General features: G+C 65.5%; 13 protein-coding genes. 6 read left to right on the top strand and 7 right to left on the bottom strand.

The window, feature by feature from the left end:
• The first annotated feature begins 120 nt into the window (after window positions 1-120).
• The gene (locus XCSCFBP4642_RS0119315) at window positions 121-717 is read left to right on the top strand and encodes an alpha-ketoglutarate-dependent dioxygenase AlkB family protein (RefSeq protein WP_029221213.1); all 597 of its coding nucleotides are present in this window, start codon (window positions 121-123) and stop codon (window positions 715-717) included.
• Window positions 718-880: 163 nt separating this feature from the next.
• Here XCSCFBP4642_RS0119315 and XCSCFBP4642_RS0119310 read toward each other — a convergent pair whose 3' ends face one another.
• The 4 genes from XCSCFBP4642_RS0119310 to XCSCFBP4642_RS25355 all read right to left on the bottom strand — a co-directional run bounded on the left by XCSCFBP4642_RS0119310 (window position 881) and on the right by XCSCFBP4642_RS25355 (window position 4494).
• Entirely contained in the window at window positions 881-1525 is a 645-nt protein-coding gene (locus XCSCFBP4642_RS0119310) for an ABC-type transport auxiliary lipoprotein family protein (protein ID WP_029221212.1), read from the bottom strand.
• The gene (locus XCSCFBP4642_RS0119305) at window positions 1522-2448 is read right to left on the bottom strand and encodes an MlaD family protein (RefSeq protein WP_029221211.1); all 927 of its coding nucleotides are present in this window, start codon (window positions 2446-2448) and stop codon (window positions 1522-1524) included. Before XCSCFBP4642_RS0119305 ends, XCSCFBP4642_RS0119310 begins: the two co-directional genes overlap by 4 nt.
• A gap of 2 nt (window positions 2449-2450) precedes the next feature.
• Window positions 2451-3296: an ABC transporter ATP-binding protein gene (locus tag XCSCFBP4642_RS0119300; RefSeq protein WP_029221210.1), complete on the bottom strand. Its 846-nt coding sequence runs from the start codon at window positions 3294-3296 to the stop codon at window positions 2451-2453.
• Between the two features lie 85 nt (window positions 3297-3381).
• The gene (locus XCSCFBP4642_RS25355) at window positions 3382-4494 is read right to left on the bottom strand and encodes an MlaE family ABC transporter permease (RefSeq protein ID WP_033898566.1); all 1113 of its coding nucleotides are present in this window, start codon (window positions 4492-4494) and stop codon (window positions 3382-3384) included.
• A 154-nt stretch (window positions 4495-4648) separates the two neighbouring features.
• Between XCSCFBP4642_RS25355 and XCSCFBP4642_RS0119285 the strand changes: the two genes are divergently transcribed.
• A complete protein-coding gene (locus XCSCFBP4642_RS0119285; protein ID WP_029221209.1) occupies window positions 4649-5908 on the top strand; it encodes a threonine/serine exporter family protein in 1260 nt (419 codons plus the stop codon).
• 58 nt (window positions 5909-5966) lie between these two features.
• Here XCSCFBP4642_RS0119285 and XCSCFBP4642_RS0119280 read toward each other — a convergent pair whose 3' ends face one another.
• The 3 genes from XCSCFBP4642_RS0119280 to XCSCFBP4642_RS0119270 form a co-directional block, all read right to left on the bottom strand.
• Entirely contained in the window at window positions 5967-6431 is a 465-nt protein-coding gene (locus tag XCSCFBP4642_RS0119280; protein ID WP_029221208.1) for an H-NS histone family protein, read from the bottom strand.
• A gap of 144 nt (window positions 6432-6575) precedes the next feature.
• On the bottom strand, window positions 6576-8270 hold the full coding sequence (locus tag XCSCFBP4642_RS0119275) for a proline--tRNA ligase (protein ID WP_029221207.1): 1695 nt from the start codon (window positions 8268-8270) through the stop codon (window positions 6576-6578).
• Between the two features lie 114 nt (window positions 8271-8384).
• Complete coding sequence (locus XCSCFBP4642_RS0119270; RefSeq protein WP_029221206.1) at window positions 8385-8786, bottom strand: DUF4124 domain-containing protein; 402 nt, start codon at window positions 8784-8786, stop codon at window positions 8385-8387.
• A gap of 132 nt (window positions 8787-8918) precedes the next feature.
• On the opposite strand from XCSCFBP4642_RS0119270, the gene pssA reads away from it, so the two are divergent.
• The 4 genes from pssA to XCSCFBP4642_RS0119245 all read left to right on the top strand — a co-directional run bounded on the left by pssA (window position 8919) and on the right by XCSCFBP4642_RS0119245 (window position 12522).
• Entirely contained in the window at window positions 8919-9692 is a 774-nt protein-coding gene (gene pssA / locus XCSCFBP4642_RS0119265; RefSeq protein WP_029221205.1) for a CDP-diacylglycerol--serine O-phosphatidyltransferase, read from the top strand.
• 10 nt (window positions 9693-9702) lie between these two features.
• Window positions 9703-10167, top strand: a complete 465-nt coding sequence (locus XCSCFBP4642_RS0119260; RefSeq protein WP_029221204.1) for an alanine acetyltransferase — start codon at window positions 9703-9705, stop codon at window positions 10165-10167.
• Complete coding sequence (gene rimI, locus XCSCFBP4642_RS0119255) at window positions 10164-10646, top strand: ribosomal protein S18-alanine N-acetyltransferase (protein ID WP_193395359.1); 483 nt, start codon at window positions 10164-10166, stop codon at window positions 10644-10646. The genes XCSCFBP4642_RS0119260 and rimI overlap by 4 nt, the downstream gene beginning before the upstream one ends.
• 742 nt (window positions 10647-11388) lie before the next feature.
• Window positions 11389-12522, top strand: a complete 1134-nt coding sequence (locus XCSCFBP4642_RS0119245) for a pectate lyase family protein (RefSeq protein WP_029221202.1) — start codon at window positions 11389-11391, stop codon at window positions 12520-12522.
• Window positions 12523-13060 lie beyond the last annotated feature (538 nt).

Here is a 13060-nt window from a genome sequence, read left to right as displayed (position 1 = left end):
CGCTCCCGTTGGCTCGATGGCTGAGCCGCATTTTCCGGGATTGCATGTGACGGCGGCAAATCGGCGCGATTCATCCGCTGCCGACGGCGCGGTGTGGGCACGCGTGCTAGCGTCTGGCCGATGAAGACCGAGGTGGCATTGCCGGGGGCGCAGATCCGCTGGCAGCGAGGATGGCTGGACGCGGCGCAGGCCGATACGCTGCTGCAGACCCTGCTGGCGCAGGTGCGGTGGGACGTGCACCGCATCCGCATGTTTGGGCGGGTAGTGGATTCGCCACGCCTTAGCAGCTGGATCGGCGATGCGGATGCCAGCTACCGCTATTCCGGCACGCAGTTCGCGCCACAGCCGTGGCTGGATGCATTGCAGCCAGTCCGTGCGCGGCTGCAGGCTGAGACCGGGCACCCATTCAACAGCGTGCTGGTCAACCGCTACCGCAGCGGGGCCGATGCGATGGGCTGGCACAGCGACGACGAGCCGGAGCTGGGGGCGCAGCCGTTGATCGCTTCGGTGAGCCTGGGCGCGACGCGGCGCTTTGCGTTCAAGCATCGCGACGATGCGGCGCTGAAGCAGACGCTGGAACTGGGGCACGGCGATCTGTTGCTGATGGGCGGCGACACGCAGCGCTGCTACAAGCATGCCTTGCCACGCACGGCGCGGCCGGTGGGGGAGCGGATCAATCTGACCTTTCGGCAGATTGCGTCGGTTGGGGCGGGTTGAGGCTGGGGCACGCTTGCCGAGAAACGGTGTGTGCCCTCATCCGGCGCTACGCGCCACCTTCTCCCGCGTGCGGGAGAAGGGAGGCCGGCGGATCCCGGCGATTGCAGCGTGCTGGATCTGATGCCGGGTGAGATACGCTCCGGCTGCAGGGCGACGCTTCGGCTTACGGTGTACGTGGCAGCGCAGCGCTGTCCTGCTGCCCGGTGGTCAAGGTCCAGCCCACCAGGTCGGTGGTCACCTGGGTCAGTGCCTGCTCGAAAGCGACCGCGACGGCGGCGGTCTCGGTGCCGCTGGAAGGCCGTGCAACCAGGAAGGTACGCGAGGCGACCACGCGTTGGTCGGCCGAGTGCAGCAACTTGGCGTTGAGTTCGATCAGGGCCGAGGGCAGCGACTGGCCGGCGTAATCGGATTCGAACCGGCGCACATCGATGGCCAGTTTGTAATCGGAGCGGATGCCGGTGCCGACATGGGCGACTGCGGCGATCTTGCCGGAGTCCTCGAAGCCGCGCACCACGCTGTCTTCCAGCATGTCGGTAGCCGGCTGCGCCCAGCCTGCGCCGTGATAGACCTGCAGCTCGCCGGGGCTCGGGCGCACATTGATGCGCGGGCTGTCGATCACGCGTGCGGCGCTGGGTTTGGCTACCACCAGCTGCCAGGTCACCTGCGGCCACGCCGGATTCGGCGTCACGCGCACGGTGGGGGCGTAGATGGTGGCCGGTTTCTTGTCGCCGCCGGTCAGTACCGAGCAGCCGCCCAGCGCCAGCAACGACATGCACAACAGGGGACGCAACAGGCGCATGGCAGTCATTTCGGTTCGAACTCCTTGGGTGCGTCGCGGCCGAGCAGGTAGCGCGCAGGGTTGTTGTCCAGTTTGTCGCTGACCCGGCGCAGGTCGCGGATCAGGCCACGCAATTCGGTCAGCGTGGGGCCGAGCTGGCCCAGGCCGTCGTTGGCGAAGCTGTTGATGGCCGCGCGGTTCTCGCCAAGAATGTTGTCGGCGTTGCCGGCAGCCGAATCCAGCTTGACCAGGGTGGCGTCGAGTTTTTCCAGGATGCCCGGCAGTTGCTGCACCAGGTTCTGGTCCAGCCGCTTGATGGTGCCGTTGGTGGTGATCAGGGTGGTGTCCAGATTGCGCGCGGCATCGCGCGCGCTGACGATCAGCGCCTGCATGCCTTCGTCGCGATCGGCGATGCCGCCGCTGATCTTTTCCAGGTTCTGCAGCGTGGCCGAAATGCTGGCCACGTTCTTGTCCGAGAGCATCTGGTCCATGCGCTCGACGATGCGGTTGGCGGTGTCGGTGATGTTCTGCAGCGCCGAGGGCGTGGTCTGGATGATCGGCGCATCGCTCTTGTCGATGGTGGTCAGCGACGGCGCCTCGGGCGTGCCGCCGGAGAGCTGGATGATCGACGGGCCGGTGAGGCTGGTGATGGCCAGCTTGGCGCGGGTGTCGCTCTTGATCGGCGTGGTCGAATTGACTCGCACATGCGCGACCACCTGGCGCGGGTCGTTCGGCGCCAGCGTCAGCTCGGTGATCGAGCCGACTGCGATGCCGTTGTATTGCACCGGGCTGCCGACCGACAGGCCGGTCACCGCCTCGCGGAACACCACCCGGTATTGCTGCCAGGTGCGGTCGGAGGAGTACTTGGCGGCCCACAGCCCGAATAACAGCAGGGCCAGGCCGGCCACGATGGTGAAGGCGCCGATCAGGACGTAATTGGCTTTGGTTTCCATGCTCAGGCGGTCTCGGTGGAGTCGGTCTTGGCCGCGCGCGCGGCGCGGGCGCGCGGACCGTGGAAATATTCCTGGATCCAGGGATGATCGATCTGCTCGACCTCGGCCAGCGGCGCGTTGGCGATCACCTTGCGATCGGCCAGCACCGCGATGCGGTCGCAGATGGCGTACAGCGTATCCAGGTCGTGGGTGATCAGGAACACGGTCAGGCCCAATGCCTGCTGCAGGGTGCGGATCAGGCGGTCGAAGGCGGCCGCGCCGATCGGGTCCAGCCCGGCAGTGGGTTCGTCCAGGAACAGCAATGGCGGGTCCAGCGCCAGTGCACGCGCCAGGCCAGCGCGCTTGCGCATGCCGCCGGACAATTGCGAAGGCAGCTTGTCCAGCGCATCGGCGGGCAGGCCGGCCAGCTTGATCTTCAGCAGCGCCAGTTCGAAATACCAGCGCTCCGGAAACTCGCCATGATGTTCCTTCAACGGCACCTGCACGTTTTCGCCAACGGTCATCGACGAGAACAGCGCGCCATCCTGGAACAGCACGCCGGTATTGCGGGTGATGTGCTGGCGGTCGACGAACCGGCCCGAGCGCGCATCCGCGCCCAGCACCTGGATGCTGCCGGCATCGGGCTCGCGCAGCCCCAGGATGCTGCGCATCAGCACCGATTTGCCGGTGCCCGAACCGCCGACCACGCCGATGATTTCGCCGCGACGCACGTCCAGATCCAGATCCTCGTGCACGGTCTGGCTACCGAAACGGTTGGTCAGCCCACGCACCGAGATGGCGAGCTCGTCGCCTGCATCGACATCGGCCTGTGAGCCGGGATTGGGGAGCGGGGATTCGGGATTGGTCACAGCACCTTCCTCTCCAGTACCAGTGCAAGCGCCGCGCTGCGGCTTTGTCCGAATCCCGAATCCCGAATGTCGAATCCCTGCCTCATCACCACCCCATCTTCATGAACCACAACGCCGCAATCGCGTCGAGGATGATGACCAGGGAAATCGTCTGCACCACCGAGGAGGTGGTGCGCTCGCCCACCGATTGCGCAGTGCCGCTGACCTTCAGGCCTTCCAGGCAGCCGATCAGGCCGATCACCAGCGCAAACAGCGGCGCCTTCGACAGCCCGACCAGGAAATGCCGCAGCTGGATGGTGTCGTGCATGCGCGCCAGATACATCTGCGGCGGAATATCCAGATCGAACGCGCCCACGGTGACGCCACCGGCCAGGCCCGCGATCATCGCGATGAAGGTCAGCAGCGGCAGGGTGAAGATCAGCGCGAGCAGGCGCGGAATCACCAGCAGGTCGATCGGGTCCAGACCCAGGGTGCGGATGGCGTCCACTTCCTCGCGCGATTTCATCGCACCGATCTGCGCGGTAAACGCGCTGGCGGTGCGGCCGGCCAGCACGATGGCGGTCAGCAGCACCGCGAATTCGCGCAGGAAGGCGATGCTGACCAGCTCCACCACATAAATTTCCGCGCCGAAGTCGCGCAGGATGGTCGAGCCCAGGAAGGCGATCACCGCACCCACCAGATACGACAGCAACACCACCAGCGGCACCGCATCCAGGCCCACCTGCTCCATGTGGTGCACGGTGGAGGTGAGGCGGAAGCGGCGCGGCTCGTGGATCAGCCGCATGATCTTGACCAGGTTCTCGCCTAGAAAACTATTGAGTTCCAGGATGCCCTGGCCGACCCCGTGGGTGGTGCGGCCCAGGCGGTCGAGCGCAGCGACGAAACCGTAGTCGCGCTTGGGCTTGGGGCGTTCGTCGTTGAGTTCCTCGATGGTGCACACCAGCGCCTGGTGTTCATCGCGGAAATCGATGGCGTCTTCCTTCAGCCCCAGGCGGCCGGCAAAGCGCAGCAGTTGCAGCACGCCGGCCGAATCCAGTTGCCCGATGCCGCGCGCGTCGATGCGGCGCACCCCGTCGGGCACGGCCTGCAGCAGTTCTGCCTGGGGCAGGGCGGTTGCCAGCACCCAACTGCCGGCGAGGCGGACCTGGGTCTGATCCTGCGGGTCTTGGTCGATGCGGGGAGGTTGCGGTTTGATCATGAGTGGCCTGTCCGTGGCGCCAGCATACAGGGACGATGTGAGCGAAAGATGGGCGCGCGATCGAAACGGTCGACGACAAGGGCGCCGGCGGCAGGCGCCGCGGCATACACTGGCGCTCTCGCCAGACGGCGTCCTACCGCTCCGACCCGCACGCATGTCCGCTGCCACCGTCGTTCTCCCGTCCGCCAGCGCCACCTATGCCCAGCGTGTAGCCTTCGTTTCGGAAATCGCCGGGCGCCTGCATTCCTACGGCACGACAGCGCAGCGGCTGGAGGCGGCGGTGGTCGGGTTGTCGCAGAAGCTGGGCCTGGACTGCGAGCCCTGGTCCAACCCGACCGGCATCATCCTGAGCTTCAGCGATCCGACCAAGGCGATCGGGTCCAGCGACATCACCCGAGTGATCCGGCTGGCGCCAGGCGAGAACGATCTCTACAAGCTCAGCGTGGCCGACTACGTGGCCGACAGCGTCGCCAACGGACGCATGAGCATCGCGCAGGGGCATACCGCGCTGCGCCGGCTGGACCGCGAAGTGGATCGGCGCGGCAAGACCTTGCAGGTACTGGCCTTCGGCCTGGCCGCCGCTGGGGTGGCCGGTCTGTGGAAACTGCCGTGGCTGGATATCTCCACCGCGGGCGGCATCGGGGTATCGATCGGCCTGCTCACCCAGTACACCGACCGGCGCCCGGCCACCAAGGAAGCCGGCGAAGCCCTGGCCGGGCTGCTGGCCGGCGTGGTGGCCGCAATGGTGGCCTCGCTGATCGGGCCGCTGAACCTCAATACGGTGATCATCGCTTCGCTGGTGGTGCTGTTGCCCGGCATGTCGCTGACCAATGCCTTCAACGAGCTGGCCAGCCAGCACTGGGTCTCCGGCACGGCGCGGCTGGCGGGCGCCGTGACCACGGTGCTCAAGCTCACGGTCGGTGCGGTGATTGCAGTGACCCTGACCCAGTTGATGGGCCTGCATCCGCAGGTGGCCGCCCTGCGCCCGCAGGCCGGCTGGGTGGAATGGGCATCGCTGCTGGTGGCTGCGTATGCGTTTGCGGTGTTGTTCAAGGCCAATCGGCGCGATTATGTGTGGATCATGGCGGCCGCGATGTCCGGTTATGTCATCGCACGTTACGCAGGGCATGCCTGGGGCGGGCCGGCTGGAGTATTTGCCTCGGCCATGGCATTGACCGCCGCCGGAAATCTGTTCGGGAGGGTGGTTCAAAAACCCGGTGCGTTGATTCGGTTGCCGGGCATCATCATGCTGGTTCCCGGCAGCGTCAGCCTGCGGGGTTTTTTGACCTTGGTACAGCAGCAGGATGTCAGTGTCGGGCAAGCCGCATTGCTGGCCGTTACCAATATCGTCATGGCCTTGATGGCCGGATTGCTGTTCGGCAATTTGTTGATTCCGGCCCGCAAGAATTTATGAGCAGGCGGAAATACGCCCAATGAAAACGCCGGCAATGCCGGCGTTTTATCGGTCTGGATCACGCGGCCTTTGACTTCTTGGCAGCGCGCTTGGTTGCCGTTTTACGCGGCGAGGCCTTCTTGGCCGATGCCTTCTTGGCAGCGCCACCCACCTTGCTGATCAGAAAGTCTTCCACTTTCTTGCCAGCGGCGGTCAATTCGGCCAGCCAGCGCGGCTGCTTGCCACGGCCGGTCCAGGTGTCCTGCGGATTGGCCGGATTGCGGTACTTCGGCGCGACCTTGCCCAGCTTGCGACCGGCACGTGGACCCGGCTTGCCGGCGGCGGCCGGACGACCCGGACCGGCACTGGCGGCGCTACCGAACACTTCTTCGATGGAATAACCCTGGGCCTTGGCAGCACGGGTCAGCTGCGTGCGGACCTTGGCGATCGGGGTGCGCCTGGCAACCACGCTCTGCTGCTTCTTTGCATTTTTGATCAGCGCGCCCAACTGCTTGGCCGACAGGCCGGTGAGATTGATCGACATCACTACTCCGTAAGAATGAGAGAGAAAGAATGCCGGTCCGTGGCAGCGGCGGCCATCATAATGTCAGAAAACCGCTATGACAAATGCGCCGAAATACTTCGGCGCCCCGCGTTCATCTGATTGCGGCGTGCTGGCGTTGTTTGATCAACTGCCCAGTCGGGAGAATAATCCGGCCTTATCCAGATTTTCTGCCGATTCGGCGGTGCGGGCGCGATATTCAAAAGTGCCGGCAGCCAATCCACGTTCCGAGACCACCACCCGATGCGGAATGCCCAATAGTTCCATATCGGCAAACATCGCACCCGGACGTAACCCGCGGTCATCCAGGGCCGCATCGATACCAGCTGCAACCAATTCGTCCAGCAAGGACTGGGCGGCGGCCACCACGCCGGCGTCCTGCTTGGGATTGATCACGCAGACCACCACCTGCCATGGCGCCATCGGTGCCGGCCAGATGATGCCGGCCTGGTCATGGTTCTGTTCGATTGCCGCAGCCACGATGCGCGAAATACCGATGCCGTAGCAGCCCATCTTCATCACCGCGACCTTGCCGGCCTCGTCGATGACGGTGGCCTGCAAGGCCTGTGCGTACTGGCTGCCGAGCTGGAACACGTGGCCCACTTCGATGCCGCGGGCCAGGCGCAGTTCGCCGCCATCGGCCGCGCGCTCGCCTTCGACCACGTTGCGCACGTCGGCCACGGTCTCCGGTTCGGGCAGGTCACGGCCCCAGTTGACGCCGGTCAGGTGGGCGCCGGCCACATTGGCACCGACCACGAAGTCGGCCATGGCCGCGACATCGCGGTCGGCTACCACGCGGATCGGGCGCGCGGTGTTGACCGGGCCCAGGAAGCCCGGCGCGCAACCGAGGTGGTCGCGGATTTCGGTTTCATTGGCCAGGCGGTAGTCGGCCAGGCCGGCCACCTTGCCCAACTTGATCTCGTTGACGGCATGGTCGCCGCGCACCAGCACCAGCACAAAGCCGGCCTGCGTCATCACCGCCACCGACTTGACCGTGCGCTGCAGTGCGATGCCCAGCAGCTGGGCGACGTCCTCGCAGGTCTTCTGGGTGGGCGTTGCGACCTGGTGCATGGCCTGCCCGGCATCCGGGCGCGGGCCGGGCAGGGCCGCGCTGGCGGTTTCCACATTGGCCGCGTAGTCGGACCCGGTGGAGAACGCCAGCGAATCTTCGCCGGAGGCGGCGATGACGTGGAATTCCTGCGAGGCATCGCCGCCGATGGCGCCGGAATCGGCCTGCACCGCGCGGAATTCCAGCCCCAGGCGGGTGAAGATGCGGGTGTAGGCCGCGCGCATGTTGTCGTACTCGCGCGCCATGTCGGCATCGGTGAGATGGAAGGAGTAGGCGTCCTTCATCAGGAATTCGCGCGCGCGCATCACCCCGAAGCGCGGGCGGATCTCGTCGCGGAACTTGGTCTGGATCTGGTAGAAGTTCAGCGGCAGCTGCTTGTAGCTGTTGATCTCCTGGCGCGCGAACTCGGCGGCCGCCTCTTCGGCGGTGGGGCTGTAGCAGAACTCCTGCTCCTTGCGATCCTTGATCTTGAGCAACTGCCCGCCGAACTTCTCCCAACGGCTGGTGGCGTCCCACAGCTCGCGCGGCTGGATGGTGGGGAACAGCACTTCCACCGCCCCGGCGCGGTTCATTTCCTCGCGCACGACCGCCTCGACCTTGCGCAGCACGCGCAGGCCCAGCGGCGACCAGGTGTACAGCCCGGAGGCAAGCTTGCGGATCATGCCCGCGCGCAGCATCAGCTTGTGGCTGACCAGCTCGGCGTCGGCCGGGGTTTCCTTGGTGGTGTGCAGGTGGAACTGGGAAAGACGCATCGGGCTTCGCTTGGGCGGAAAGCCGCTAGTTTGCCAGTCTCGTGCCCTGCCGGTCATCGCCGGGCGCGCTTTGCCGGGTGTGGCCGGCCGGAGTGAGCCGGTGCGTGGCGGCTGTCAGGTAGCCGGGCCGCCCGTGGCTGCCGGCTTGCAATAGGCCTTCACGGCGGCGTCGGCCAGGTTTTTCTGGGCGGCGCGGGTTTCCTGGTCCAGGACGGCGCCAGGCTTGCCATCGGCGCCGGCGGCCATGGAGACCTCGCCCTTGCCGCTGAGCAGTTCCAGGTTGCGGCGTGCGGTCAGGCAGTCGGCCGACTCGGGCGTGGCGGTCTCCGGCGCGGCGATGGCGGCGGTGCCGCTACGCGCATCGATCCGGCGCGCCTCAAAGCGCTGGCCGGTTGGCGGCGGGGTTTCGGTGTAGTGAGTCACGCCCTTGGCGTCCTTCCACTTATAGAGATCGGTGGCGCCGGCGGCGGCGCTGACCAGCATCAACAGGGCGCAAAGCCCGGACGACAGGTGCATGTGGCTTCCCCTGGATGATTCCCGCCGCGATTGCAGCATTCACGGCCCGCGCTGGCAAGTGATCGGGCGCGCAGAGCGCTGAACCAGCAAGCGCGCTACCGCCGGACGGACCTCAGGCTCTACACTTGGCGCATGGATGACATGAGACCGCCTCCGCGCTCGCGCACGATCTACCTGCTGCCGAACCTGTTCACGACCGCCGGGCTGTTTTCCGGGTTTTACGCCATCATCGCCGCCGCCAATGGGCAGTTCGTCCAGGCCGCCATGGCGGTGTTCGTGGCCGCGGTGATGGACGGGCTGGACGGCCGGGTGGCGCGCCTGACCAATACCAGCAGCGAATTCGGCGTGCAGTACGACTCGCTGGCCGATCTGGTCAGCTTCGGCATGGCCCCGGCGCTGGTGATGTACCACTGGTCGCTGTCGGCGCTGAAATACGACAGCAGCGTGATGGGTCGGGTCGGCTGGTCGGCGGCGTTTCTGTATGCGGCCTGCGCGGCGCTGCGGCTGGCGCGCTTCAATACGCAGGTCGGGGTGGTGGACAAGCGCTGGTTCATCGGCCTGGCCAGCCCCGCGGCGGCAGGGCTGATGATGTCGTTCGTGTGGGCATTCGCCGACGACAGCCTGGGCTTCGATGGCGAACAGCTGCGCTATGTGGCGCTCGCGGTCACCGTGGTGTCGGCGCTGTTGATGGTCAGCCGGATCCGCTTCTGGAGTTTCAAGGGCGGTGCGCGTGGCGCGCGGGCCGACCGCGTGCCGTTCCTTGCCCTGGCAATCGCCACGGTGGTGATCGCCTTGCTGGTGATCGACCTGGCGCGGTCGCTGCTGGTGATCGGCGTGCTGTATGCCTTGTCCGGTCCGGTGATGTGGCTGTGGCGACGCTGGCGCCGCGCGCCCGAGCTTCCGTGAGCCGACGTCGATGAACGCGTTGGCGAACGGGCCGGTGTGGTCGGATCTGCAGGTGTCGTGCCTGCAGGCAATGGGGCACACCGTGTATCTGGACCGTGCAGCGGCGGATGTCCTGCAGGTGCCGGTGGACGTCGCCGACAGTGCACCGGTGTCGGCCCCGGTGCGCGAGCAGCGCGTCCCGGCCGAGGCGGCAGCTGCACCTGCGCCGCGTCGATCGGCACCCGCTGCGCCGGCCGAGCCGCCACGCGCGCCCAGCACCGCGCCGGCGTCCGCACCGCAGCGGCGCGGACGCGTCGGGTTGCCGGACCGGTTGCAGATGGCCTTGCTGCGTGCCTCCGGCTGCAACCCCGGCGATCCCAGCACCCAGGCATTGATGGCGTCCTGGCCGCTGGCCGAGTTGCGAGGCAACCCCGCCGCCAAGCGCGCCCTGTGGCCGCAGCTGCGCGCGTTGCGGCGCCGTCGGGATCGGGCGTGAGCGCAATGAATGCGCCGTTGCCGACCTCGCTGCGCGCCATGCGCGAGAGCGATCTGGATGTGGTGATGGAGATCGAGCTGCGCGCCTATCCATTCCCATGGACGCGCAGCATCTTTCGCGACTGCCTGCAGGCCGGGTATCCGGGCTGGGTGATGGAACAGGCCGGGCAGGTGATCGGCTATGGCGTCATCAGCATCGCTGCCGACGAGGCGCATGTGCTCAACGTCTGCATCGCGCCGGAAGCGCAATCGCAAGGGCACGGGCGCGTGCTGTTGCGCGCGCTGATCAAGGGCGCCTGCGATCGTGGTGCGCGGCGCGCGTTCCTGGAAGTGCGCCCGTCCAATCCGTCGGCGATTGCGCTCTACCACTCCGAAGGCTTCAACGAGATCGGGCGACGGCCGCGCTACTACCCCTCCCACACCGGCCGCGAGGATGCGCTGGTGATGGCGATCGAGCTGTTCTTCGAAGGCTTTTCCTGAGCTGCGCTGCGCCCTGACGGGGCGGGTGATCGGCTGACGAGGGATTGCATATTCCGGGTGCGCATCCGGGTTGATGCACGCTTGTGCGCGCGTGCCTTGCGCAGAACATGGCGCGCTGCCGATGGCGCGTATCACCGCCGTGGTGGCTGGACGCCAGCGCCTTGCGTGCGGCACACGTCGCTCGGTCGGTTCGTGGCGTGGATGCCACGAGCGTCAGACGCTTTCGTCGATGCTGCCCTCAGCAGCCGTAGCCGTAGCCGTAGCCGTAGCCGTAGCTGTACCCCGCCTGCACTTGCTCGCGCTATCTGCAGCAAGAGCGCACGTCCATCCGCTGCATTGCAGTGAGCCGATCACTGCAATCCTGCGCGTTGCGAGTGTGCGCCTTCGACAGCATCGCGCACCACCTGTGCATCGAAATCATTCGCGTGTGATCGCATCAGCATCGCATGGCCGATGCATGCCCAACGGCAATGCGGCTCCCATCATGCTGCGCTGCAGTGTCCATGGCGCTGTCTCTGCGTGTCTTGGTCGCAGTGTTTTGTCTTCTTGCAACTGTCCCGCAACCGTTTGCGTGACTGTGCGTGCACAACGGCGATCTGCCTAGATACAAGCGATTGCGATGCTCTTAGTATCCCCTCCCGCGGAACTGAACATTACAGAGATGAATAGTACGTTCCGCAGTCGATAGACGAGGGGTGTGCCGCTGCGCGGTGCATCGAACCCATTCGAGGGAGACATCCAGATGAAGCCGAAATTCTCAACGGCGGCCGCCGCGTCGCTGTTTGTCGGGTCGTTGCTGCTTACCGGCGTTGCAAGCGCAGATCCTGCGCTGGAAGTGGCAACCACCGGTTGGGCCACGCAGAACGGTGGCACCAAGGGCGGATCCAAGGCCGCTGCCGCCAACATCTATACGGTCAAGAACGCCGCCGAGTTGAAGAGCGCGTTGAAGGCCAGCGTGGGCAGCAACGGGCGCATCATCAAGATCAGCGGCATCATCGATGTCAGCGAAGGCAAGCCCTACACCAAGACCTCGGACATGAAGTCGCGTGCGCGCCTGGACATTCCGACCAAGACCACGTTGATCGGCATCACCAGCAACGCCGAGATCCGCGAAGGCTACATGTACGTCAAGGCCAACGACGTCATCATTCGCAACCTCACCATCGAAAATCCATGGGATCCGGAACCGGTCTGGGATCCGGATGACGGTAGCGTCGGCAACTGGAATTCCGAATACGACGGCCTGACCGTGGAGGGTGCCACCAACGTGTGGGTGGACCATGTCACCTTCACCGACGGTCGCCGCACCGACGACCAGAACGGCACCGCCAATGGCCGCCCCAAGCAGCACCATGACGGCGCGATGGACGTCAAGAAGGGCGCCAACTACGTGACCATTTCGTACTCGGCTTTCAAGTCGCACGAGAAGAACGACCTGATCGGCTCCAGCGACAGCGCATCCAGCACCGACAGCGGCAAGCTCAAGGTCACCATCCACAACACCTTGTTCGAAAACATCTCCGCGCGTGCGCCGCGGGTTCGCTTCGGCCAGGTGCATCTATACAACAACTATCACGTGGGCAGCACCAGCCATAAGGTGTATCCGTTCTCGCATGCGCATGGCGTGGGCAAGGAATCGAAGATCTTCTCCGAGAACAACGCCTTCGACATCAGCGGCGTGAGCAGCTGCGACAAGATCGCCGCCGATTACAAGGGCAGCGTGTACCGCGACCAGGGTTCTCTGCTCAATGGCAAGTCGCTGAGCTGTTCGTGGAACAGCAATATCGGCTGGAAGCCGCCGTACACCTACAACCTGCTGCCGGCCAACAAAGTGGCTGCAGACGTCAAGGCCAAGTCCGGCGCCGGCAAGCTGTAACCGCCGCTCCATGGTGCGTCGCGATAGCTGCGGCGCTACCAGGCATCACGCAACGCCCGCAGCAATGCGGGCGTTGTGCGTTTGGGGGGCGCTGTCGCGTTTCGGTGGCGCGCTGTTGCCGTGTGAGTATCCGCACGCGCTGTCTCTCGCGCTTGGACGAGGCGCACCCAGAAGCGGGCTTCAAGCGCGAAGCTGACGTTTCTTGTTGAGGCGAAACAGGGCAAAAGCCATAAAGACGAAGCAATACTGTCACTGGCTCGGTATTTCCGTTGCTTCGCCCTGCACTCGCTGCCACGGATAAGCCACTGCCATCATGCTCCCTGGTTCGACCTGTGTGGCGTCGCTTCGCCTATTTGGGCTGGCTCACTCATCCGCACTTCGCCAACCTAACAGGCGCTATCCCTCCAAGTCCGTGATCCTTAGTGGCATGAATGCCGCCAAGGGAACTAAGGCAACGCTGATCAAGTCGGTCCCTATCGGAGAAAATATGCCCCTTCCTTCAAATCGGAACGACCGATGAAACAGCAGACATTGGCGA

Source organism: Xanthomonas cassavae CFBP 4642, assembly GCF_000454545.1.
Taxonomy (GTDB): domain Bacteria; phylum Pseudomonadota; class Gammaproteobacteria; order Xanthomonadales; family Xanthomonadaceae; genus Xanthomonas; species Xanthomonas cassavae.
The sequence above is the reverse complement of the archived record's forward strand: the minus strand, read 5'-3'. Positions and strand labels throughout refer to the sequence as shown.